We start from the raw sequence: 20,838 nt of genomic DNA, 5'->3' as shown, positions 1-20,838 counted from the left end.
GCGCTGGGAACGCTACTCCGGTCTGGATGCGACACTAAAACGTTTCCGGTTGGGGTATCGACCTCAACGACCAGGGAATTGGACAGGAAATTCATAGCATCGTAACTGCTTCAATTCTCGAAGCTATTCAACCGCTCTCGAACCAACGGCCAAGCTTCTTCGAGGAATTGCTTCGCATCTTCGTTTTTTGCAGACGCCCACCTCAGCAACAGGTCGATCGATTTCACGTGCGCTGCCGTTTTCTTCGTCACAGACTCGCTGATCAAGCGATGGGCCACATAGAGGTCGTCTTCTTCGCCTTCTTCGATTTGAGTAAGAGCATCACCCCAACCGGGGAACGAGTCCTTATGCCAGAGACTCAGAATTCCAAGAACCGTGCCCCCTAGTTTTCTGGCTGCCTCGTCGAATTCATTCGAGGTCACTTCGCCCACGCCTATCTCGAAAATGTCTCGAGGGCTGCTTTCTGTAGGCAACTTCTTGGCAACGCACAAAGCGTTATCCCTTACGTAGAGCGCCAAGTATGGTTCCTTCATTTCATTTTCCCTCGCACATCACCTGTGGCCCGGTGTTCAGCACAATCACACTGTTTCCATCATCCACGGCGACCGCGCATGTGCGGCGCGTCCTAAGTTAAGCGGGCTCACGCCCCCGATAGCTCTGCTCGTGCAAGCCAGTAGTTGTCGAGCGCCTGCCGAATCGCCGGTGCATCAAATCCATCAGGCCCCTCAGCCGCCAGCTTGCTCTTCAGATACTCAACGATCGCAACAGCTTGCGCCGGCGAGAACATCGAGTTCCGATAAACGGCCACATCCCGAAGGGTACGGCTTCCGTATCGGCGAGGATTCAACGGCTCCGCCGCGCTCTGGTCTTGAAGGCCATATGTCAGGTGGAAGACGACGTCGTTGTACTGGATCTCGCCCTTGAGGTCGTAGATCATGAACGCCTGTATGTAGTACCTGAAAGCTTCATCGGACAGGAAGGACAAGACCGCATCCTGATCCATCTTGAAGACGTGCAGGTTTCTCCAATCCTTCACGCAGCGAAAGATCGCATCTACTTCTGCGGGCTCAGAGCCCTCGCGACTGCCCACCAGGGCCCAATCAGGAGGGGCTTCCACATCCGCGAACGCGGCAACAATTGATTCTTCGAGTTTGTGCTTTTCCATCTCGCCGTAGCAAACACCATTGCGACCACAGGGCATTCAATGCAGCCAGGCGGTGTCCTATTGGTCGTAATCTATACAGAACAAGCCGAGCTCCGTCTCCAGCCGCCCTGCCAGTTCCGCCGCCACCGATCTTGACGAGACAACGACATCTTCGAGAGCAAATATGGCTTTGCCGGAGGTCTCGACCTTGTCCACCGAAATCACCTTAAGCCGCCCCGAGAACCCCTCCAACTCGAAAGCCTTTCGACCTTCGAACAAGTTCACAACATCCCCAACCTTTGGCAGAGTCTTAACTTCGATATCTCCCGTCGCGTTCCCATAGGCGCTCACTGGAGAGTCGAAGATGCTGAAATCGATGTCAATCCGCATGGTCGGGACCTAGATCCAGATGCTCGCCTTCGCAGAAGTCATGCACCACGCTCCAGCAGCGGGTTCAAACGAGCCATAGCGCTGAACATCTGCAATTTGCTGAGCAGCAAGTTCACTCCGAGGACGCGACCGACTGCTTCATCAGCGGTACGTGAAACTTGGAAATCGTCCAGCGTTGCAGAAATCGCTGACCGCCACGCTGTCAGCCACTTCTCGACATCTCGCTCGCTCAACAGAAGTTTTCCGAACCCTGAACAGACGAAGTCCACGACATCTGCGCGTAGGCTCTCGTACATAGCCGCGGCACTTAGATCTGCTGTCCAGGAGGAGTGAATCAGGAAAACCGTGTCGGAACCATCGTCACTTAGGCCCGAGCCTAGGATCACGTTGATATCGGCGTCGATGTCATCAAGCAACTCGAACGCCGTGCGTTCCTTCTTGGCGGTCCACTGCCCCACGGCCTCTGCGACTTCCACCACATGACTCATTCTGCCGAGAAAGGCTCGAATCTGCGTGTCCGAGCGCTCCAGCACGGGAGACTTCAGATACTCGACAAGGCAAGTTGGCGGGGTCTTCGGATCGTCCATGAGGTCAGAAGAGAACGAGCGGAGCGCGAGCCCCGGCCTTACAGGCCAGAGTCAGGCGACAGCAAATCACCACCAAAATAGCTATCAAAGATCTTCCCGTTCAAAGTGAAATTCACCATCCAGGAATACTCTCCGCTCCTCTTCGGAACGATACCGTCCACAAGAGCCGCGATTCTCTTTCTGTCCAGAGGCGACACATCACTCACCCCATCTGTCACTACAGAAAGAAGAACAAATTGGAAGTCGTCTTGTATTTCGTAGGAGATGACCTCTTTTCCGAAAGGAGAGTTCTTTGCTATTTCGGAAATGCAACCCGCTGCGATCGCGTCGTCCACCATTTGTCGCTCTCTGCAAGTCTTCTATCGAAGCCGGCTCTGGGCGGTCTGCTATGCGTTTACAGCACCGCGTTACCGCTCATGGAGATCCTTCTTGGGTGGCGTATTTCCGTCGTCAGTCCAAAGGTAGTCCTTGAACACCTCGTGGTACTTCGGAATCAGGAGGAGCAGGCGCTCCCCTACAAACTGTGATGCCTCGCCAAAAGACATCTTAGCGAGCGTCTCCATACGAAGCTCCACCAGGGGCCGCGCCCCATTCTTTGGGCTCCAAAATTCCAGGGACTCGGTTTGCTGATTGAAAACGACCTTCCACTCGTTACCTAGGACTTCCATTTGTCTTCTCTCTGATCGATTTCAGAATCACAGCGGCGTTTCAATGCCATGAAGCGGAATGGTGATGTTTGCCCGCCCCACTCTCCGGCATTCATAGTAGCGTTTTGCTGCCGACGTCATGCACACCCCTTCTCCACGAGGGCCGTAGCGTGCCTTGGCCGTGGCGCATAGCGCCTCATCCTCATTACGCCCCTCCTCGCATTCTTGCTCTCGATCGCAATCCTCCTCCGCACTGGAACTAACAGCGCTACGCACTGAATCCCATATGTTTCCTGCCCCACGGATCAAACTGGACAGCAGCGCGGACACTGGATCGCGTCTCGCACCTGCACCTTGCTCCAGACCATCTGCAGGGTCCCCGGCGTTAATCGCCCGAGCTTGGCTCTGCCCAGGCGCCGGCGTCGGAATGGGTGTACGAATCAGAACTACCTGAGCATGCGCCTCACTAATCCAGGAACCAAGCCAAGCCTTCAGCCATGTCCACAATTGTGTCCAAAGATCCTGGCTTTGAGCGTCCGGAGCGCCGCCAACTGACGTGGTGCCGAATGGGCTTGCGTCCGTCAGTGTTGCAGCGTCCTGTGGTCGAAGTGTCGCCACCAGACGATGTGTAGCGTCGTATTCATACCCAAGATAGGCTGTGCCCGGCCCCTTAACGGCTGTCAGAAAGCCCACCGGGTTGTACTCGTACGTTACGGTTTGCCCGTCCCTTTCGTACGAAACCAGATTGCCTCGCGCGTTGTATTGATAACGAATGTGCTGGCCATCGGTGTTGACGGCCTCAAGCAGCCGCCCGGCGCCGTCATATTGCAGCGCCGTGCCGACCTTGCCGGCTGCATTGGTCAACGTCTGCAGGTTTCCTTGATCGTTGTACGTAAATTCCCACGAGCCGGTCACAGTGTCGTCGAGCAATTCGACAGCAGCGATGACCAAACCGGCATCGTTGTATGTCCATCCAGAACTAGTAATGGAACCGTTGCGAACGGAGCCCATTCCCTTACTCCCATCGACATCGCTGGTGGGGAACCAGGCATAGCCTTTCAGTTGCCCTTTGTCGTCGTAGGTGAAGCCGTCAATGCGCCCCGGCGACGCCACCTTTGTAGGTAGCCGCCAGGTGGGATGCCACTCTGTTGTGATCGTCCTCGCGTTTGGAGTACCGGCTGCCTCTACTCGCTGTGTCTCCCGCCCCTGCGCATCATAGGTATACGTCGTTGCCGAGCCGTCATAGCCGACCCTCCGCGTAGCGTTCCCGCTGGGGTCATAGTCCGTGCTCTGCGACGTGCTCCCACACGTCGGACACGGCGCACTCACCCCAGTCGGCAACAACACACCGTTCTGCTTCAGGAAGCTATACACGCTGCTGCCGCCATCCGGCGTCAGGACCGTCGTCTGCCCGTTCGCCTGATACTGGAACTGATACCGATCTGCGCCGGCGGTCAATTCACTGGTGATCGCCCGCCCCTGATCGTCATAGGCGTAGGTGGCATACCGCACGCCAGCTTCGTCGATGACGCCCGTGAGGGCCGTGGGGAATCGGGTGTCTTCATATACGTACTGACGCGTGGTGTTGTCTGGCCACGTGACGGTGGTCAGCATGCCGTTCGCGTTGTAGGCGTACTGGGTGATGGCGCCATCGGGCGCGGTAATGCTGGAGATGCGGCCTTGGGGGTTGTAGTCGAAGGTCAGGCTCCGGCCGCTGGAGGCAGTGACCTTGCTCAGTCGCCCGGTGGTCGTGTACTGCAGCGCCGTGGCGCGGCCATTGCGTTCGCGTACGGAGAGCAGGTTGCCTTGGGCGTCGTACGTCTCTTCGATACCCTCTGTCGGAACCTTGTAAATCCAATTGGATCCGACGTGCTCGATCGTGTCGCGAATGCCCGCCGTTGTCCAAACGGTGCCTGACTTCGAAAACACGCGCACTGTGCCGCCGTCTCGCAAAGTCGTGATTGGACTAGACGCATAGCTGCCGACGACAGCAACGTCTAGGGCGCGCTGCCAATTAAACGTCCACCCGCCTGCTGCGCCGTTGGTGCGGAAACGAAGATCAGAACGGTAAGTGCGGGAGATGGGTAGCTCTTCGCTACCGGCGTCGTCGCGCTCGGTAAGTGTCTTCGCGCCCGTACCCGGATAAACGGGATGAGAGACGGGGCATGCCTTGACCTCTGGAGTCGATGGAGCGCACGACTTGTCAGCCTGGCGCGTATAACCATCGGCGCAGCCGGTGCTGTCCAGGTCAACAAAAAAGTTGCTGTCGTAACCGCCGATGTCAAACCAACAGGCGTATTCTCCGGGCACCGTTGGAGTGATGTACTTGATGGGAACGGACCCAGCAATGGTCCGGCAGGCGACTTCCGCTGAGGGGTAGTAGGGACCGGTGGTCGACAAGTAATACTGCCATCTGTAGCCGGCGATTGAGCCGATCTCAGCGTGCGCGCTAACGGCACCAATCATGAAGATGGCCGTTATCAACAGGCGCAAAATTCCCATCTATTCCCCCGCCCCCGAAGGTCGTCACTATTGTTTGTGCGCCAAACTCTATGCGAACGCGACCGACGCTCGATTTCAAATTATTTCTATCAGATATGAATCTTCTTGCAGCATGCTTGCCAACCTAGGAAGAAAAGCCATGCAATTCCCCATCGCGATTCACAAAGACGAGGGGAGCGTCTATGGCGTCACGGTGCCGGATATTCCCGGCGTGCACTCGTGGGGCGATACCGTCGATGAAGCCATCCGCAACACGCGGGAGGCCATCGCGGGGCATCTGCAGACACTGGCAGCGCTCGGCGAAGACGTAGACGTAACCTGCTCGACCATTGAAGACCTGACCAAGCAAGACGAGTACGCGGGTGCCATCTGGGCGTTCGTTGAAATCGACGACGAGGAGCTTGACCGCACCCTGCAGCGCCTCCCGTATTGAGGTTAAATAGGGACTTGCCTTCGCACCATGACCGATTGCCATGACGACTTATGAAATCTGGGCCTCACCGCCCTCTCTCCGACGAGATCCGATCTTGGTTGAGAAAGGAGCCAAAGAGAATCAACCGCAGGTCTTCGAAGAGGATTCGGTGTTGGTGAAAACGTTCGAGGCCGCGAGCTGGGAGGAGGCCAACCAGGTCTTCTATGACTACATGGGCTTTGGCAAATATCATCCGATGTGAAACGGGTAGAACGGGCGGCCGGTTGGTCGCCCTTTTTTTTGTCCTCTCGCCGCGGAAAGAGGCGCGGTCGGTTGCCATGGGGCTCGCATCGCCGCCCGAGTTGGCGGCGGTGCGCGCGATCAGTGAGTCACCGGCCCGCCCCTTCGAAGGCAAAGGGTTCAGTTGGCGACAGCGACCAGGCCACGATCCTTCTGCCCATCTCGTTCAGTGACGCGGCCTCCGTTGGAACCGCAAACCGGACGGACCAAGAAGTCATGGCATCGCCCCGCGATTCCGCTTTGAACTCAATTGCGCAATGGCCTGCACCGTCATAGACAAACGCGCGCACCAACATGTAGTCAGCGTACGTAGGGTCCATTGAACCGAGCTCGAGCTTGACCTCATCGGAGATCGAGCTGGGGAAGTCTATTAGCGCCTGCCCAAACTCTGAGAAGGCTGCCGGATAGCAGTAGGCTTCGCCCCACCATTGGCGCTCGTTGCCCTCCACAGACACGCGCAAGTGCATGAGCCCGTCATCGTCGGTCCAAACTGGCTTGATGTGTAGTTGCATTCGAAGCGCTCTAATCGTTTTTTTCGGGACTGGATGCCAGCCGACATGCTGACTTCGCTATTCATGTTGCCACCGATTGAACGGCGTTCGCGAACGGCAGCTTGTGGCAGCGAGACAGGGATGTAGAGTCGCTGGCCGCGAAGGTCTTTCTACAGCGTCGCGGCCGCATCAAGGCGCCGAATGCTCACTGCCCTTCTGATTCAGCTTGCGCCGGAAAATGAGCCGGATCGCGAGGACCGCCTCCAGAGCTAGCCAGAGCGCCCCGAACCATCTGAAGATAACAACGGTGCCGTGATGCTTTGCGGCACTCGGAACAATGCTGTCGCTGTGCAGTACATTGACGTTCAGCCACAGCACGCCATCGCGCAACCAATAGACGGCCGCCACCATTGCGAGACACAACGGCACACGAAAGGCGGTGCCCGTCCAACCGGGATGATGTACACCGCGTTCAATCCAAGCAAACAGATTCATTCAATGACCCTGCTATTTGCGTAAGAACGCCGACCTTTTGGCGTGGGCTCAGATATAGAACTCTTCTGTGTCGGCGTCGGAGTCCAGCGCCCCAAAGACAAAAGTCACCTTCGCCCCCTTGATGAACGCCAGTTTACTAAGCTGGGGCCGAATGAACTCGAAGAGAGCCCTTGCACTTTGACAAGCGAAGACGCCTTGGGCGTCTCCTCCGTCAATCGCCATGTCGTCACCAAGGTACTCACCAACACCGTTCGCTTCGATAGCGGGCCGCATCTTTGCGATAAAGTCGCTGTAGGGAAGGATGTCGCGGATGTCGTGAGTGAAGTAGATGGTCAGATGTTCCATGAAGACGGAGCGTGCGTGTGCAAAATGTAACAGTAGTCAGTATCGAGCCAATTGGCGGCGGAACCGAAACTGATGATGCATCAATAACCCTCCGCTGCGGTACCACCGAGGTCACAGCCTTTCTATTCGGATGCGTCGCACATGTAGGCGACATTGTGCATGCCTCTCTTACCGCCCTTGACAGCGCCGCATATCTGGAAGATTGGCCTGATGACCTGAAAAACGAGTTCCACCGGGAACGTATCGAGAAAACGGGACAGCCTTATGGCTACCGCGGATATGGACACGTCGTCGATCAGGAACAAGGAATCATTGAAGTCCTCGGCTTCCGCATTGACGTCGGCGACCTAGATTTCGTGCCCAACGGGACGGCCGTTGAGTTCGAGTGTTTCAGGCTCGATATGCGGCAGGTAGATTAGAGGCGCCTCCCTCTGCTGCGCTGGCAGGATCTTTCGCTCCACGCGAAGCGCAGTCATTCAACGCTAGGTCGGTAAAACGCCCACACACCGGCGGAAACTTCGGCAGCAGCAAATTGCAGAGTCTCAGCTTCCGTTCGAATTTCAAAGACATGCACCATGTACCGTTGAGCTTGGTATTGTGGATGGGGCAAGTCAACCGCCGGCCGCGGTAATTTGGTCCATCTAAAGGACCAAAGATTAATTCCCGCGAGTGTTATCGGCGTTCCCTCTGCAACCACACCCAACGCTTTCCATGTCTCAGCCATCGCCCTCTCAGCACGCAGCATAATGACCTCCCGGGGCTGCCGGGACCACAGCTGGCATGTCGACTCCATGCCGCAGATACGATGCTATATCGACTTCCACTCAGCCCAGTCCGAAAGATACTGTCGCGATCGTGGCCCAAGACACCGTCTCGTTGGAAATCATGAAAAGATCTGTTGTCTGGGGATGGGCAGCCTGGCTGTTCTTCAGTCTGCTCCTCGCTGCCGGCGTTTATCTCAACGACTGGGCCGCACAAGGCATCGACACCGAGATTGAACTCACTCCAGGCACTACAGCGTCGGTCGCGATCAGTCGTCCGATTGCGTCAAACCTTCAAGCCCAACTGCTCTTTGACCATACGCTTGGCCAGGATCGCGCAGAGCTCGGAAGATTTGAGCATCGGGCAGCGGAAAGAGGCGCCCAATATGCCTACTTCGCTAACGTTGGTGAACCTGTCCGGCTCGAGGTACAGCTTGGCGACGCATCAAAGCGCTACATCCTTGAGGCGGGCCCAGCTTCCCAAGGTGGTGACAAGATAGGACGCCTGCTGATGATGCCGGTTGCGGGACTGCCAGCAGGCAGCGTTCTACCACTCCATCAGGAGGCTCGCGAGTTTCCAGTGATACCTGCAGGCAAGAGCCAGCTAACCGTCATCGTTAAAGATGTCGGCCGTCAGATTCGCGGCGAGCACGTCATTTTCTCGGTGGAGCCGCCTCTCAGCTTCAAGACTGCCATGCCAGAGTACCTATGGCTTTGGCCTTTCTATTTCTGGCCATTTGCCTCGGTGATTTTGCTAGTTTGGCTGGCTTGGCAGGCAACAGTAACGTGGAAGACGGTTAGAGCGCCCAGTGTTGGGTAACACGGCAACAGCAACGGCCGTCAGGACTGAAGACGATCGGGCCCACACCATTAGCGAACCCGACTCGGGCACCCTAGCGGCAGTCCGAGATATGGCATTGCAGCGGAGCCCATTCCAGCAAATGCGAAACATGTAGAGGCACGAAGAAGTCGGGGGACTCTGAGAACTGCTCCCCCGCCCAGATGTACCAGCCCGACGTTTCGCCTTCTAGCTTTAGCTGCAAGCCGTTAAGGGGGCGCAGTCGTTCCCTAACATTGCGCGAGACGCCAACCTTCAGCATCTTGTCGCAACCGAAATACTCGGCATGGAAACGTTGGCAGACCGCCAACTGTGGATTCATGTGATCTGCATCCACTATTGAGCGTCCCCCTGCGCTCATCGTTGGCGCCAATCGTCGTGAGTAATGCCATAGACTCGCTCGCACTCGTCATACACCTCTTCGCGCGACGCATACCAGTGGCCCGACGTCGGAAGGGGCGCCTCTACCGATTCATACCGCATCATCAGGAAGCTTCCATCGCTAAGTTGTTCGATCTCGATTTTCCTGGTCGTACCTGGATGCGTGCCTCGACCATCAAGGGACTTCCGCGTTGGCGCCCAAATCAGCATCAGTAGATTCTCATTCGTTTTGGTACCCCGCACTGGCAGGCTGTTAGGTCAGCCGAATGGCCGCTCTTGGCCGGAAGCGGATGGCGGCTAGGCTTTCCATACCTCGTGCTCAGGTACCCCACTTTACGGCGAGACGCAAACGCCAGCCCTCTCGACTGCACGTTCACGCGCCTGCAAGTATCTCAGTTTCTCCCAATCCCGCTCAGCCCCGGCGAAGAGATCGACAAGATCCGCCGCATCCTCTCCAGATAGCTCACATCGGCCGGCGGCTCCATCGCCCAGGCCGGGGCCGGGCTGATCTTCACCTGTGCCGACACCGGCGTCGGGCTGGCAACGGGCGCGCACTGTCATCCGTACATCACCTGCAGCAAGAGCGCGCTGCAGACGCGTGTTTTCAGCGGTGGCACGTTGCATCTGGGCGATGGTCTTGTCGTAGCGATCGGCTTGCCAGGCCCACGCGGCTGCTGCAGCCACCGCTGCCACTGCCAGGAGCCGGAGGGTTGCGAAGTTCATTGGCTTTGCCTTGTCGGATGATGTGGGTGACCCACAGCCCCGCCACCGCCAACGCACAATGCCGGCCACGGCGCCAATGGCGCGGTCGGCCAGGCCCGCCCCGACCAAAACAAAAGCCCGCGTAACGGATCACGTTACGCGGGCTTTTTCGTTTCCTTTTTGCGTGCTCTCTGCGCGCTCGTTGACTGCAATTACGGCTTGTCGGTACGCAGGACTTCCAACACAGCGGACAGCGCGCGCCGCAAGCCCTGCACATCCACCGAACCGGTCACAGCAGCTGCCATCGGCGCCGCAACGTCCATCTCCGGCTCATCAGCTTCGACTTGCGACGCCGCACTTGCGCCATGCCGCAACTCATCCAACCGATTGCGCGCGCCGTTGATCGTGAAGCCCTGCTCGTACAGCAGCTCGCGAATACGCCGGATCAGCAGCACTTCATGATGCTGGTAGTAGCGCCGATTGCCGCGTCGCTTGACCGGCTTGAGCTGCGTAAACTCCTGCTCCCAATAGCGCAGCACGTGCGGCTTGACGGCGCATAGGTCGCTCACCTCACCAATGGTGAAGTAGCGCTTGGCGGGAATCGGGGGCAGGTTGACCCGCTCCGTGTGTTTATCGGCGGCCATACAGGACTGGACTACAGGGCTGGCGAAAGAGACGGATTGAACGGACGGCTGAACGAAATCGCTCAGCAGAATTACGCGACGTCGACCGGCAGCGGCTCGACACGCTCTTCAACGAGCGCCTTGAGCTTCTGGCTGGCGTGGAACGTAACGACGCGGCGCGCAGTGATGGGAATGATTTCTCCCGTCTTCGGATTGCGGCCCGGCCGCTGCGGCTTGTCGCGCAACTGGAAGTTACCGAAGCCCGACAGCTTGACGCTGTCGCCCTGCTCGAGCGCCTCGCGAATCACGTCGAAAAACGCTTCGACCATATCCTTCGACTCACGCTTGTTCAGGCCGACCTGCTCGAACAGCATCTCGGCAAGCTCCGCCTTGGTAAGCGTCGGCACGTCCTGAGCGCGCGCGTCACGTGCGTCGCCCAACGCTGTCGAAGAAGAACCGAGCGAGTCGCCCAAGGATGCCGCCAACGCTGGCGCGTGTTGATCGTTCATAGGATTCGCTTAGCGTATTCGATCCGAATGCGGAGGTTCGTTCGAGCTGTCTCTAGCGCAGTGCGGACGTCTGAGACGTCAAGCGCGCAGGCGCGCGCCGAATGCATCGCCGGCCGCTCGAATCAGTTGCTGTGTGGCGGCCTCGACAATGTCGTCCTGAAGGGTGCTGTCAGTATCTTGCAACGTAATTCTGAAGGCAAGGCTTTTCTCCTGCGCCCCAATGGCAGCCGTGGCGGCCTTCGGACGGAATTCATCGAACAGCACAACGCCTTGCAGATAGCGCTGCCAAGGCGTGCCAACAGCCGTCTTTTCAAAGGTATCGACCAAGTCCTGGACGGCCACGTCTTGGCGCACCACGAGCGCAATGTCGCGCGTCACTGCGGGCACGCGGGGTACTTCGCGATACTTCGGCAACCCGACGGCCGTGATTGCGTCGAGTTCCAGCTCCCACACCACCGGCGCAGTCGGCAGATCGTATTTCTGCAGCCAACGCGGATGCAGCTCGCCGAGCCAGCCGATGGGACGGCCATTCAGCACTACGCGCGCCGAGCGGCCCGGATGCAGCGCCGGATGCTCAGCGCGTTCGAAACGCGCCTGCAGCGGCCACAGCAGCGACTCGACATCGCCCTTCACATCGAAGAAATCGACCGGGCGCGTCTGCACGCCCCATTGCTCTTCCTTCGACGGACCATAGGCAATGCCGCCGGCCATCATCGGCTGGGCGTAGCCGGCGATCGACAGGCCACCGTCAGCGACGCTCGCATCGCGGTGGAACACACGCCCCACTTCGAACATGCGCACGCGCGAAGCCTTGCGGTTCAGGTTGTAGCGCACCTTGTCGAGCAAACCGCCGATGAGCGTGCTGCGCATCACCGAGTACTGGCTGGCAATCGGATTCAGCAGCGGAATCGGGTTGGTGTTGCCGGCAAAATCCGCTTCCCATTCGGTCTCGACAAAGGCGAAGTTCACGACCTCGTGGTAATCGCGCGCGGCAACGGCGTGACGCACGTCGTGCATCGTGCGGCGCGCCTCGTCGGTCGGGCGCATCGCGCTCTCGGCCACGGGCGGCTTGGCGGGAATCTGCTCGAAACCGTAGATGCGGGCGACCTCTTCGATCAGGTCTTCCTCGATTTCCAGGTCGAAGCGGTACGACGGCGGCTCGACGATAAACACATCGCCGTCCACGCTGAACGTCAGGCCGAGGCGCTTGAACACGTCCGCCACGACATCGTGCGACAGGGGAATACCAAGCACACGCGCCGCACGTGCAACACGCATGCGCACCGGCTCGCGTTTCGGCAAGTTGACGATCTGATCGTCGATCGGGCCAGCTTGGCCGCCGCAGATTTCGAGGATCAGCGCGCTGATGCGCTCGATGTGTTCAACGGTCGTCGCATAGTCCACGCCGCGCTCGAAGCGATGGCCGGCATCGGTCGAGAAGTTGTAGCGGCGTGCACGGCCCTGGATGGCTTCCGGCCACCAGAATGCGGCCTCGACGTAGATGTTCTGCGTATCGAGCGTGACGGCCGTCTTGTCACCGCCCATGATGCCGGCGAGGCTTTCAATGGCCTGCTCGTCCGAGATCACGCCGACCTTTTCGTCGACGGTGATGGTGTCGCCGTTGAGCAGCTTCAGTTGTTCGCCAGCCTTGCCCCAGCGCACCGTCAGGCCGCCGTGGATCTTGTCCAGGTCGAACACGTGCGACGGACGGCCCAGCTCCAGCATCACGTAATTCGAAATATCGACCAGCGCCGACACGCTGCGCATGCCCGCGCGCTCGATGCGCGACACCATCCAGGCCGGCGTCTTCGCGTGCGCATTCACACCGCGGATGATGCGGCCCGAAAAACGACCGCACAGGTCCGGCGCTTCTACCTTGACCGGCAGCTTGTCGGCCAGCGTCACCGCCACGGGCGCCATCGACGGCACCGTGATGGGCGCGCCCGTCAGCGCGGACACTTCACGCGCCACGCCATGGATCGACAGGCAGTCGGCCTTGTTCGGCGTGAGCTTGATGACGAAGATCTGGTCGTCCAGATCGAGCACCTTGCGGATGTCCTCGCCCACCGGCGTGTCTTCCGGCAGGATCAGCAGACCGCCGTGGTCTTCCGACAGCTTCAGCTCGCGCGCCGAACACAGCATGCCGTAGCTCTCCACGCCACGCAGCTTGCCGATCTTGATCTTGAACGGCTTGCCGTCTTCGCCCGGCGGCAGTTCGGCGCCGACCAGCGCGCACGGCACCTTGATCCCTACCGACACGTTCGGCGCGCCGCAGACGATCTGCAGCAATTCGCCCGTGCCCGCATCGACCTTGCACACGTTGAGGCGATCGGCGTCCGGGTGTTTGTTCACCTCGACCACATGCCCGACGACGATCTGCGAGAACGGCGGCGCGACGGGGTCGACCTCTTCCACCTCGAGGCCAGCCATCGTCAGGCGATGGGAAAGCTCATCCGTGGTGATCGACGGATTGACGAAACTGCGAAGCCAGGATTCCGGAAATTGCATGGCGCGACAGGAAAGAGAATTCGATTAGCGGGGCGATGAAGTACCAGTGCGAGCGCTCGGCGCCTTACGCGAACTGGCGCAGGAAACGCACATCGCCCTCGAAGAACAGGCGCAGATCGTTGATGCCATAGCGCAGCATCGTCAAGCGCTCCAGGCCGGAGCCGAACGCGAAGCCGATGTAGCGCTCGGGGTCCAGGCCCATGTTGCGCACCACGGTCGGGTGCACCTGGCCGGAGCCGGAAATCTCCAGCCATTTACCGTTGCCGAATGCCATGTCGATCTCGGCCGACGGCTCGGTGAACGGGAAATACGACGGGCGGAAACGCACCTGGATGTCGTCGCGCTCGAAGAAGTTGCGCAGGAAATCGGTATAGACGCCCTTCAGGTCGGCAAAGCTGATGTTGTCTGCAATCCAGAGGCCTTCGACCTGATGGAACATCGGCGAGTGCGTGGCATCGCTGTCAACGCGGTACGTGCGTCCCGGAGCGATGACCTTGATCGGCGGAATGCGGTCGAGGTGCTTGTACTTCTCGACGTGCATGCGGGCATAGCGCACTTGCATCGGGCTGGTGTGCGTGCGCAGCAGCAGGAGCTTGTCTTCGCTGTCGCGACCGTCGATGTAGAACGTGTCCTGCATCGAGCGCGCCGGGTGGTTATCCGGGTTGTTCAGCGCCGTGAAGTTCATCCAGTCGGATTCGATTTCAGGGCCGTCGGCCACATCGAAACCGATGGAGCCGAAAATCTTGGCGACGCGCTCCCAGGTGTTCATCACCGGATGCAGGCTGCCTTCGGCCACATCACGACCGGGCAGCGTTACATCGATCGCCTCAGCCGCGAGGCGTGCGTTCATCAGCGCATCGGCCAGCGCCTGGCGGCGGGCGTTCAGGGCCTCCTCAACACGGCTCTTCGCTTGGTTGATGCGCGCGCCTTCGGACTTGCGTGTCTCCGGATCGAGCTTGCCCAAGCCTTTGAGCAAGTCGGTCAGCACGCCGGACTTACCGAGAAAGCGCGCCTTCTCGTTTTCCAGCGAGGCGTTGTCCTCCACAGAGGCAAACGCGTTTTGGGCATCGACGACGACTTGATCCAGATCCAGTGACATGGGAAGGCGAGCGAGAAAATTCGGGTGATTCGGGTCCGCGAAATGCGCGGAATAAAAAACGGGGCTCGGTGAGAGCCCCGTCAGGGTGATCAGCCGGCAAAGTCACTGGGCAATTCCAGCAGCCTGCCCGGCCAATCCAATTCAGGCGACGTTGGCTTTCACCTGGTTCACGATGGCAGCAAAAGCCACCTTGTCGTGAATGGCCATGTCCGACAGCACCTTGCGGTCCAGCTCGATGGACGCCTTCTTCAGGCCGTTCATGAACTTGCTGTAGGTCAGACCATGCTCGCGTGCGCCAGCGTTGATACGTGCAATCCAGAGCGCACGGAACACGCGCTTCTTGTTGCGACGATCGCGGTAGGCGTACTGGCCAGCACGCATGACCGCCTGCTTGGCGATGCGATAGACGTTATTGCGGCGGCCGCGGTAACCCTTGGCTGCGCTGATAACCTTCTTATGACGGGCCCGCGCTGTGACCCCACGTTTTACTCGAGGCATGAAATGCTCCTTTCGTAGTTAGTTAGGGTTAGGCGTACGGCATCATTGCGCGAACGGACTTCAGGTTCGTCTCATGGACGCCCTCGGTACCGCGCAGGTGACGCTTGTTCTTGGTGGTCTTCTTGGTCAGGATGTGACGCTTGAAGGCTTGGCCACGTTTGATCGTGCCACCAGGACGGGCAGTAAAGCGCTTGGAAGCGCTTTTCTTCGTCTTCATCTTCGGCATGGAACAACTCCGTTTTTGACATGAAGCCAGGTGGACGGCTGGCGCCGACACTTGCAAGACCCGGGCTCACTTGTTGTATCGCGGCAGGCTTTGACACCTGCCGCGTCTTCCGACGTTTCCGTCTGGAACCTGCTCAGCGCGGCCGGAATCGCCCGGCCGCCGCTGCATTACTTTTTCTTCTTGGGCGCCAACATCATCACTGCCTGGCGGCCTTCCATCTTCGGCATCTGCTCAACCTGACCGAATTCCTCCAGGTCAGCCTTGATACGCTCCAGCACGCGCATACCGAGCTCCTGGTGCGCCATTTCGCGGCCCCGGAAACGCAAGGTAACCTTCACCCGGTCACCATCCTCTAGGAAGCGCGTGGCGTTTCGCAGCTTGACGCCGTAGTCGTTGTCGTCGGTAGCCGGGCGGAATTTGACTTCCTTCACCTGGATAACCTTCTGCTTCAACTTGGCCTCGTGAGCCTTCTTCTGCTCCTGATACTTGAACTTGCCATAGTCCATCAGGCGGCAAACGGGCGGCTGCGCAGTCGGCGCGATCTCGACCAGGTCGACGTCTTTTTCTTCTGCCAGACGCAATGCGTCGAACAGCTTGACGATGCCGAGCGCTTCTCCCTCAACCCCGGTCAGCCGGATTTCCGGTGCGCTGATCTCGCGGTTGATGCGGTGAGATTTCTCAGTAGCGATGTTGATGTCCTCGAAGAATCAAAAAAACAGGCCGTGCCCAGCTCATGACTTGTTGGCGAGATCGTTCTGCAGTCGCTCAACGAACGCCGACAGCGGCATGGAGCCTAGATCGACGTTGCCACGGGCACGCACGGCCACCTGATTTTCATCCCGTTCCTTGTCGCCAACCACGATCTGGTATGGGACCTTCTGGACGGAATGCTCGCGGATTTTATACCCAATCTTCTCATTCCGCAAATCAACGACCGCCCTAAATCCTTGTTTTTGCAGGGATTGCACAACGGATTGTGCGTATTCGGCGTGCGAATCGGTGATGCTGAGCACTGCAACCTGCACGGGGGAAAGCCACGTCGGCAGCGCTCCGGCATATTGCTCGATCAAGATACCGATAAAGCGCTCGAGGCTGCCAACGATAGCTCGGTGCAGCATGATGGGGCGATGGCGCGCGCCATCTTCGCCGACAAATTCAGCATCCAGGCGCTCCGGCAGGTTCGGGTCGACTTGGATCGTGCCGCATTGCCACTGACGGCCAAGTGCATCTTTAAGCACATATTCGATCTTGGGACCGTAGAACGCCCCTTCACCCGGCAAGTACTCAAATTCGCAACCCGACGCACGCAAGCCCTCGGCCAACGCAGCCTCGGCGCGGTCCCAGCTTTCTTCCGTGCCGATGCGCTTGTCTGGACGCGTCGACAGCTTGTAGAGAATTTCGGTAAAGCCGAAATCCTTGTAGACCTTCTGCAGCAACGTCGTAAACGCCGTCACCTCGGCCTGGATCATGTCTTCCGTGCAGAAGATGTGGCCGTCGTCCTGCGTGAAGCCGCGCACGCGCATGATGCCGTGCAGGCCACCCGAAGGCTCGTTGCGGTGGCACGCCCCGAATTCGCCGAAGCGAAGCGGCAGGTCGCGGTAGCTCTTGATGCCCTGCTTGTAAATGAGGATGTGGCCGGGGCAGTTCATCGGCTTCAGCGCGTATTCGCGCTTTTCCGATTCCGTGATGAACATGTTCTCGCGGTACTTGTCCCAGTGGCCGGTCTTCTCCCACAGCGTCTTGTCGAGAATCTGCGGCCCCTTCACTTCCTGGTAGCCGTTCTCGCGATACACGCGGCGCATGTACTGCTCGATCTCTTGCCACAACGTCCAGCCCTTGGGGTGCCAGAACACCGTGCCGGGCGAGTACTCGTCGATGTGGAACAGGTCGAGTTCGCGGCCGAGCTTGCGGTGGTCACGCTTTTCGGCCTCTTCCAGCATGTGCAGGTAGGCTTCCTGGTCTTCCTTCTTCGCCCAGGCGGTGCCGTAGATGCGCTGGAGCATCTCGTTGTTGTGGTCGCCACGCCAATACGCGCCCGCCACCTTCATCAGCTTGAAGACTTTCAGTTTGCCCGTGGATGGCACGTGCGGACCGCGGCACAGGTCAACGAAGTTGCCCTCGCGGTACAGGCCGATCTCCTGATCCTGCGGGATGGAGGCGATGATCTCCGCCTTGTACTTCTCGCCCATGCCCTCGAACAGCTTGACGGCATCATCGCGATTCCAGACTTCACGCGTTACCTTCTCGTCCTTCTTGGCCAGCTCGGTCATCTTCTTTTCGATGGCAGCGAGGTCTTCGGGCGTGAAGGGGCGTTTGTAGGCGAAGTCGTAGTAGAAACCGTTCTCGATAACCGGGCCGATGGTGACCTGCGCGTCCGGATACAGCTCCTTGACGGCGTAGGCGAGCAAGTGGGCCGTGGAGTGACGGATCACGTCGACGCCGTCGGCGTCCTTGTCGGTGATGATGGCGAGCTTGGCATCGCGGTCGATCGTGTAGCTCGTGTCGACCATCTGACCGTCCACGCGGCCCGCCAGAGCCGCCTTGGCCAGGCCTGCACCGATGCTTTGCGCCACTTCTGCGACCGTCACCGGGCCGGGAAACTCACGCCGGGAACCATCCGGCAACGTGATTGCGATCATGCTTGCTCCTGTGGAGTCACCGTTGCGCATTTCAGGTTTCAGAGATGCACAGCGGTCGTTATTCTGTCGTGCACCGCGCCAAGTCAGCGCAGCAGGTTGTCGAATCGAATGCTTCGAAGCGCTTTCAGCTTGATCGCCACGCGTGACATGAAACTGCGGACGAAAAAAAACGCGGCCAAGGCCGCGTTTTCATTTGCGTCATCTACCGCTTGGGCAGACCGCAAAGGGCGAAAAACGCACCTTGACTACTGTCGCTCCGAAGCGGTTGTAGTTCGCGGTGCCTGAATCATATTTCGCCCTGTGTTCAGTTGTACGGGACAAACCCGGGAATTACGAGGATGACGGCTTGGACACCCTACCCGACGCGTCCTGCTAAATGCGTTGGTAGGCTCGATTGGACTCGAACCAACGACCCCCACCATGTCAAGGTGGTGCTCTAACCAGCTGAGCTACGAGCCTGCCGAAGAACAAGACTATACCGTCACTTCCTTCTGGCTGTCAATACCCCTTGCACTTCTTCGATCAAAGTCAGCGCGCGCTGCAGCTGCGTCGCCTCTGACACCTCCGCAGTGAACTGCATTTTCGCGACGCCTTTGCTCGACAGCGTGCGCACGCCGGTCACGTTGATCTTCTCTCGCGAGAGGATTTCCGAGATGTCGCGCAACAAGCCCTGCCGGTCCAGCGCTTCGACCTGGATGTCGATCGGATAGACCGAATCGCTGCGTTGACCCCACTCCGTCTGGATCACACGGCCCGGCGCCCGGGCGGCCAGTTGCTGGAACGTCGCGCAACTCTGTCGGTGGATCGAGACACCACGGCCACGCGTGACAAAGCCGACGATGGGGTCCGGCGGTGCAGGCTTGCAGCAACGCGACATCTGCGTGAGGAGCGAATCAACACCCACCACGAGCACACCGCTCTTGGCGCCACGGGCCACGCTGGTGGCGCGGCTTTTCTTGGTGATGGCGGCTTCGTCGTCGACGGGTGCCGGCGGCGGCGCCCCATCCGAGCGCAAGACCGCTTCGATACGGCGCAGGCTCAGCTCGTCCTTGGCGACGACAGCGTACAGATCATCCGGCGTCTTGTAGCCGAGCTTGGCGGCCAGCTCTTCCAGGTTGACGGCGGTCTTCCCTTCGCGCTGCAGCGTCTTGTCGATGAGCGCGCGGCCCTGGGCGAGCGTCTCTTCCAGCTCCATCGCGTTGAACCATGCGCGCACCTTCGTGCGGGCACGCGGGCTGACCAGATAGTGCAGCTCGGTGTTCAGCCAATCGCGCGACGGGCCGCCCTGCTTGACGGTGACGATCTCGACCGTCTGGCCGTTCTTGAGCGGCGTGTTCAGCGGCACCATCGTGCCATCGACGCGTGCGCCGCGGCAGCGGTGGCCGAGATCGCTGTGCAGGTAATAAGCGAAGTCGACCGGCGTCGCGCCTTGCGGCAACGCGATCACGCGCGCCTGCGGCGTCAGCACGTAGATGTGATCGTCCAGCTCGGTGTGCTTGAGCTGCTCCCACGGGGAATCCTCGTGCGCGACGGTGTGCTCGGCGTCATCTTTCCAGGCGAGCAATTGGCGCAGCCAGGCGATCTTCTCGTCGTAGCGTTCGCTGGCGGAGAACTGCCCGGCGTAGCCTTTGCTGCCGGCCTCCTTGTAGCGCCAGTGCGCCGCCACGCCGTACTCGGCAAAATGGTGCATCTCGCGCGTACGGATCTGCACTTCGAGCGCGCGGCCGTCGTCGCCGATCACCACCGTGTGCAGCGACATGTAGCCATTGGCCTTCGGACGCGAGATGTAGTCGTCGAATTCCTTCGGGATCGGCTGCCACATGTGGTGCACGAAACCGAGCACCGTGTAGCAATCCTTGATGTCGTCGACGATGACGCGGAAGGCGCGCACGTCGTACAGATCGGCAAAGTCGAGTTCCTTGCCGCGCATCTTCTTCCAGATGCTGTAGATGTGCTTGGGCCGCCCGCTGACCTCCGCCTGAATGCCGGCATCGTGCAAGGTCTTTTGGAGTTGTTCGATGGCCTGGCCGATGAACTTCTCGCGCTCGATGCGCTTTTCGTCCAGCAGGCGGGCGATGCGCTTGTAGGTATCGGGGTCCTCAAAGCGGAAGCCGAGGTCTTCAAGCTCCCACTTCAGCTGCCAGATGCCCAGGCGGTTTGCGAGCGGCGCGTAGATATCCAGCGTCTCGCGCGCCATGCCTTCCGGCGCCGAGCGCTTCGTCTGCGCCAGCCAGCGCAGCGACTGCAACCGGGACGCCAGCCGGATCAGCACCACGCGAATGTCCTGCGCGAACGCGAGCAACATCTTGCGCAACGCCTCGACTTGCGCGCGGCGTGCTTCGGCTTCGTTCTTGCGCGTGACGCTGGCGTCGGTCGGGCTGACGAGGCCGGCAATGGCGCCAATGCGCAGCAGTTGCCGCACATCGTGCACAAGCTTCACGACCTCGGCCCCGAACGCGGGCTCGAGCGCCTTTTCGTTGTCCATTGCCAGCGTCGGCAACAGAAACAGCGCGGCCGCCTGCAACGACGGCGTATCGACGCGCAGCCCTTCAAGGATGGCGATCGTGCCGCGCGCGTGCGACTCCAGCGGCTCGCCGGTCAGCGTGACGCTGTCCGCGGCATTCGCCACGAGGTATTCGATCGCCCGAGCGACCTGCTCTGCCGTCGATCCGGACCCCTCGGCCGGCCGTTCGGTCTTGTTCTCCATGATGCGTCCTGCTTGCGTCTGGCCTGTTGCGTGA

The 20,838-nt window shown here is 59.5% G+C and carries 25 protein-coding genes and 1 tRNA gene; 4 read left to right on the top strand and 22 right to left on the bottom strand.

What is annotated here, in order from left to right:
- Window positions 1-110: 110 nt before the first annotated feature.
- The 7 genes from N511_RS0122065 to N511_RS24445 all read right to left on the bottom strand — a co-directional run bounded on the left by N511_RS0122065 (window position 111) and on the right by N511_RS24445 (window position 5,270).
- A complete protein-coding gene (locus tag N511_RS0122065; RefSeq protein ID WP_027681243.1) occupies window positions 111-533 on the bottom strand; it encodes a hypothetical protein in 423 nt (140 codons plus the stop codon).
- Window positions 534-640: 107 nt separating this feature from the next.
- On the bottom strand, window positions 641-1,165 hold the full coding sequence (locus N511_RS0122060; protein ID WP_027681242.1) for a DUF6714 family protein: 525 nt from the start codon (window positions 1,163-1,165) through the stop codon (window positions 641-643).
- 57 nt (window positions 1,166-1,222) lie between these two features.
- A complete protein-coding gene (locus N511_RS0122055; protein ID WP_027681241.1) occupies window positions 1,223-1,534 on the bottom strand; it encodes a hypothetical protein in 312 nt (103 codons plus the stop codon).
- Window positions 1,535-1,572: 38 nt separating this feature from the next.
- On the bottom strand, window positions 1,573-2,121 hold the full coding sequence (locus tag N511_RS0122050; RefSeq protein WP_027681240.1) for a hypothetical protein: 549 nt from the start codon (window positions 2,119-2,121) through the stop codon (window positions 1,573-1,575).
- 38 nt (window positions 2,122-2,159) lie between these two features.
- Window positions 2,160-2,459, bottom strand: coding sequence for a hypothetical protein (locus N511_RS0122045; protein WP_027681239.1), 300 nt, complete (start codon window positions 2,457-2,459; stop codon window positions 2,160-2,162).
- A gap of 69 nt (window positions 2,460-2,528) precedes the next feature.
- A complete protein-coding gene (locus N511_RS25555) occupies window positions 2,529-2,684 on the bottom strand; it encodes a hypothetical protein (RefSeq protein WP_231479660.1) in 156 nt (51 codons plus the stop codon).
- Between the two features lie 132 nt (window positions 2,685-2,816).
- Window positions 2,817-5,270: an RHS repeat domain-containing protein gene (locus N511_RS24445; protein ID WP_081785414.1), complete on the bottom strand. Its 2,454-nt coding sequence runs from the start codon at window positions 5,268-5,270 to the stop codon at window positions 2,817-2,819.
- A gap of 139 nt (window positions 5,271-5,409) precedes the next feature.
- Between N511_RS24445 and N511_RS24440 the strand changes: the two genes are divergently transcribed.
- Complete coding sequence (locus N511_RS24440; protein ID WP_037027200.1) at window positions 5,410-5,703, top strand: type II toxin-antitoxin system HicB family antitoxin; 294 nt, start codon at window positions 5,410-5,412, stop codon at window positions 5,701-5,703.
- Window positions 5,704-5,743: 40 nt separating this feature from the next.
- Window positions 5,744-5,944, top strand: coding sequence for a hypothetical protein (locus N511_RS25310; protein ID WP_155954084.1), 201 nt, complete (start codon window positions 5,744-5,746; stop codon window positions 5,942-5,944).
- A 127-nt stretch (window positions 5,945-6,071) separates the two neighbouring features.
- Here N511_RS25310 and N511_RS0122020 read toward each other — a convergent pair whose 3' ends face one another.
- From N511_RS0122020 to N511_RS0122010, 3 genes are all read right to left on the bottom strand, one after another.
- Window positions 6,072-6,494, bottom strand: coding sequence for a hypothetical protein (locus N511_RS0122020; RefSeq protein WP_027681237.1), 423 nt, complete (start codon window positions 6,492-6,494; stop codon window positions 6,072-6,074).
- Between the two features lie 168 nt (window positions 6,495-6,662).
- A complete protein-coding gene (locus N511_RS0122015; RefSeq protein ID WP_155954083.1) occupies window positions 6,663-6,968 on the bottom strand; it encodes a hypothetical protein in 306 nt (101 codons plus the stop codon).
- Window positions 6,969-7,016: 48 nt separating this feature from the next.
- Window positions 7,017-7,313 (bottom strand): hypothetical protein, encoded by a 297-nt coding sequence (locus N511_RS0122010; protein WP_027681235.1) that lies wholly within the window; start codon window positions 7,311-7,313, stop codon window positions 7,017-7,019.
- Between the two features lie 17 nt (window positions 7,314-7,330).
- Here N511_RS0122010 and N511_RS0122005 point away from each other — a divergent pair, with 17 nt between their 5' ends.
- On the top strand, window positions 7,331-7,732 hold the full coding sequence (locus tag N511_RS0122005; protein ID WP_155954082.1) for a hypothetical protein: 402 nt from the start codon (window positions 7,331-7,333) through the stop codon (window positions 7,730-7,732).
- A 436-nt stretch (window positions 7,733-8,168) separates the two neighbouring features.
- Complete coding sequence (locus N511_RS0122000) at window positions 8,169-8,894, top strand: hypothetical protein (protein WP_155954081.1); 726 nt, start codon at window positions 8,169-8,171, stop codon at window positions 8,892-8,894.
- 73 nt (window positions 8,895-8,967) lie between these two features.
- Here N511_RS0122000 and N511_RS24435 read toward each other — a convergent pair whose 3' ends face one another.
- From N511_RS24435 to N511_RS0121930, 12 genes are all read right to left on the bottom strand, one after another.
- Window positions 8,968-9,234 carry an immunity protein Imm33 domain-containing protein gene (locus tag N511_RS24435; RefSeq protein ID WP_051530977.1) on the bottom strand — a complete coding sequence of 89 codons (267 nt, stop codon included), beginning with the start codon at window positions 9,232-9,234 and terminating at the stop codon, window positions 8,968-8,970.
- A 392-nt stretch (window positions 9,235-9,626) separates the two neighbouring features.
- A complete protein-coding gene (locus tag N511_RS0121985; protein WP_027681231.1) occupies window positions 9,627-10,016 on the bottom strand; it encodes a lysis system i-spanin subunit Rz in 390 nt (129 codons plus the stop codon).
- Window positions 10,017-10,207: 191 nt separating this feature from the next.
- Window positions 10,208-10,639, bottom strand: coding sequence for a MerR family transcriptional regulator (locus tag N511_RS0121980; protein WP_027681230.1), 432 nt, complete (start codon window positions 10,637-10,639; stop codon window positions 10,208-10,210).
- 71 nt (window positions 10,640-10,710) lie between these two features.
- Complete coding sequence (locus tag N511_RS0121975) at window positions 10,711-11,127, bottom strand: integration host factor subunit alpha (RefSeq protein WP_027681229.1); 417 nt, start codon at window positions 11,125-11,127, stop codon at window positions 10,711-10,713.
- A 78-nt stretch (window positions 11,128-11,205) separates the two neighbouring features.
- Window positions 11,206-13,635: a phenylalanine--tRNA ligase subunit beta gene (pheT, locus tag N511_RS0121970; protein WP_027681228.1), complete on the bottom strand. Its 2,430-nt coding sequence runs from the start codon at window positions 13,633-13,635 to the stop codon at window positions 11,206-11,208.
- A 64-nt stretch (window positions 13,636-13,699) separates the two neighbouring features.
- Window positions 13,700-14,734 carry a phenylalanine--tRNA ligase subunit alpha gene (gene pheS / locus N511_RS0121965; RefSeq protein WP_027681227.1) on the bottom strand — a complete coding sequence of 345 codons (1,035 nt, stop codon included), beginning with the start codon at window positions 14,732-14,734 and terminating at the stop codon, window positions 13,700-13,702.
- A 141-nt stretch (window positions 14,735-14,875) separates the two neighbouring features.
- Window positions 14,876-15,232 carry a 50S ribosomal protein L20 gene (gene rplT / locus N511_RS0121960; RefSeq protein ID WP_012762124.1) on the bottom strand — a complete coding sequence of 119 codons (357 nt, stop codon included), beginning with the start codon at window positions 15,230-15,232 and terminating at the stop codon, window positions 14,876-14,878.
- A gap of 28 nt (window positions 15,233-15,260) precedes the next feature.
- Window positions 15,261-15,458, bottom strand: coding sequence for a 50S ribosomal protein L35 (gene rpmI / locus N511_RS0121955; RefSeq protein ID WP_004636003.1), 198 nt, complete (start codon window positions 15,456-15,458; stop codon window positions 15,261-15,263).
- 167 nt (window positions 15,459-15,625) lie between these two features.
- Window positions 15,626-16,147 (bottom strand): translation initiation factor IF-3, encoded by a 522-nt coding sequence (gene infC / locus N511_RS0121950; protein ID WP_180815287.1) that lies wholly within the window; start codon window positions 16,145-16,147, stop codon window positions 15,626-15,628.
- Window positions 16,148-16,189: 42 nt separating this feature from the next.
- Window positions 16,190-18,097, bottom strand: coding sequence for a threonine--tRNA ligase (gene thrS / locus N511_RS0121945; RefSeq protein WP_027681225.1), 1,908 nt, complete (start codon window positions 18,095-18,097; stop codon window positions 16,190-16,192).
- Between the two features lie 382 nt (window positions 18,098-18,479).
- Window positions 18,480-18,556, bottom strand: a tRNA-Val gene (locus tag N511_RS0121935).
- Between the two features lie 22 nt (window positions 18,557-18,578).
- Window positions 18,579-20,804 carry a RelA/SpoT family protein gene (locus N511_RS0121930; RefSeq protein ID WP_027681224.1) on the bottom strand — a complete coding sequence of 742 codons (2,226 nt, stop codon included), beginning with the start codon at window positions 20,802-20,804 and terminating at the stop codon, window positions 18,579-18,581.
- Window positions 20,805-20,838: the final 34 nt, after the last annotated feature.

Origin of the sequence: Ralstonia sp. UNC404CL21Col, from assembly GCF_000620465.1 — a bacterium.
Taxonomy (GTDB): Bacteria; Pseudomonadota; Gammaproteobacteria; order Burkholderiales; family Burkholderiaceae; genus Ralstonia; species Ralstonia flatus.
This window is presented reverse-complemented; position numbering and strand designations above follow the sequence as displayed.

Bases quoted from the DNA above. Each gene is read 5' to 3' on its own strand.
- N511_RS0122065 (WP_027681243.1), bottom strand. From the start codon at position 533: ATGAAGGAACCATACTTGGCGCTCTACGTAAGGGATAACGCTTTGTGC.
- N511_RS0122060 (WP_027681242.1), bottom strand. From the start codon at position 1,165: ATGGAAAAGCACAAACTCGAAGAATCAATTGTTGCCGCGTTCGCGGAT.
- N511_RS0122055 (WP_027681241.1), bottom strand. From the start codon at position 1,534: ATGCGGATTGACATCGATTTCAGCATCTTCGACTCTCCAGTGAGCGCC.
- N511_RS0122050 (WP_027681240.1), bottom strand. From the start codon at position 2,121: ATGGACGATCCGAAGACCCCGCCAACTTGCCTTGTCGAGTATCTGAAG.
- N511_RS0122045 (WP_027681239.1), bottom strand. From the start codon at position 2,459: ATGGTGGACGACGCGATCGCAGCGGGTTGCATTTCCGAAATAGCAAAG.
- N511_RS25555 (WP_231479660.1), bottom strand. From the start codon at position 2,684: ATGGAGACGCTCGCTAAGATGTCTTTTGGCGAGGCATCACAGTTTGTA.
- N511_RS24445 (WP_081785414.1), bottom strand. From the start codon at position 5,270: ATGGGAATTTTGCGCCTGTTGATAACGGCCATCTTCATGATTGGTGCC.
- N511_RS24440 (WP_037027200.1), top strand. From the start codon at position 5,410: ATGCAATTCCCCATCGCGATTCACAAAGACGAGGGGAGCGTCTATGGC.
- N511_RS25310 (WP_155954084.1), top strand. From the start codon at position 5,744: ATGACGACTTATGAAATCTGGGCCTCACCGCCCTCTCTCCGACGAGAT.
- N511_RS0122020 (WP_027681237.1), bottom strand. From the start codon at position 6,494: ATGCAACTACACATCAAGCCAGTTTGGACCGACGATGACGGGCTCATG.
- N511_RS0122015 (WP_155954083.1), bottom strand. From the start codon at position 6,968: ATGAATCTGTTTGCTTGGATTGAACGCGGTGTACATCATCCCGGTTGG.
- N511_RS0122010 (WP_027681235.1), bottom strand. From the start codon at position 7,313: ATGGAACATCTGACCATCTACTTCACTCACGACATCCGCGACATCCTT.
- N511_RS24435 (WP_051530977.1), bottom strand. From the start codon at position 9,234: ATGAATCCACAGTTGGCGGTCTGCCAACGTTTCCATGCCGAGTATTTC.
- N511_RS0121985 (WP_027681231.1), bottom strand. From the start codon at position 10,016: ATGAACTTCGCAACCCTCCGGCTCCTGGCAGTGGCAGCGGTGGCTGCA.
- N511_RS0121980 (WP_027681230.1), bottom strand. From the start codon at position 10,639: ATGGCCGCCGATAAACACACGGAGCGGGTCAACCTGCCCCCGATTCCC.
- N511_RS0121975 (WP_027681229.1), bottom strand. From the start codon at position 11,127: ATGAACGATCAACACGCGCCAGCGTTGGCGGCATCCTTGGGCGACTCG.
- pheT (WP_027681228.1), bottom strand. From the start codon at position 13,635: ATGCAATTTCCGGAATCCTGGCTTCGCAGTTTCGTCAATCCGTCGATC.
- pheS (WP_027681227.1), bottom strand. From the start codon at position 14,734: ATGTCACTGGATCTGGATCAAGTCGTCGTCGATGCCCAAAACGCGTTT.
- rplT (WP_012762124.1), bottom strand. From the start codon at position 15,232: ATGCCTCGAGTAAAACGTGGGGTCACAGCGCGGGCCCGTCATAAGAAG.
- rpmI (WP_004636003.1), bottom strand. From the start codon at position 15,458: ATGCCGAAGATGAAGACGAAGAAAAGCGCTTCCAAGCGCTTTACTGCC.
- thrS (WP_027681225.1), bottom strand. From the start codon at position 18,097: ATGATCGCAATCACGTTGCCGGATGGTTCCCGGCGTGAGTTTCCCGGC.
- N511_RS0121930 (WP_027681224.1), bottom strand. From the start codon at position 20,804: ATGGAGAACAAGACCGAACGGCCGGCCGAGGGGTCCGGATCGACGGCA.